Origin of the sequence: Arsenicibacter rosenii (assembly GCF_001870735.1) — a bacterium.
GTDB classification, from domain to species: domain Bacteria; phylum Bacteroidota; class Bacteroidia; order Cytophagales; family Spirosomataceae; genus Arsenicibacter; species Arsenicibacter rosenii.
In genome coordinates, this window is record NZ_MORL01000273.1 from 1 (window position 1) to 432 (window position 432).

Genomic DNA, 432 nt, shown 5'->3' on the forward strand with positions numbered 1-432 from the left:
ACCCGCCGCAGGCGCACCGGCCGCTGAGTAAAACCGGGAACCGGCCGCACCGGCGGCGCCTTTCAGGTTACCCGTCAACAGCCAGGCTCCGGATGTTTTCTGGTAGGTATCGCCGTTGGCCGTGTTGAGATAAAAATCACCGTCCACGCCCGTACCGGCCGATGGCGCCCCCGGATTGGAATACCATTTCGAACCGGTGGTACCGGCATTACCCTGCGCCCCCTTAATGTTGCCCGACACGGCCCAGGAGCCTGACGTTTTCTCATACACATCGCCGTTGGCTGTATTCAGATACAGGTCAATGCTTGTGCCCGTACCCGCCGAAGGCGCTCCGGAGCCGGCGTAGAACCGGGAGCCGGCCGTACCGGCTGCCCCCTTGATGTTACCGATGACCGACCAGGTTCCGGAGGCTTTCTTATAGACATCCCCCGT

The 432-nt window shown here is 62.0% G+C and carries 1 protein-coding gene; it reads right to left on the reverse strand.

The window, feature by feature from the left end; all coding sequences use genetic code 11:
- The coding region (locus BLX24_RS33225) for a hypothetical protein (RefSeq protein WP_218160757.1) at positions 1-432 on the reverse strand (432 nt) is incomplete at both ends.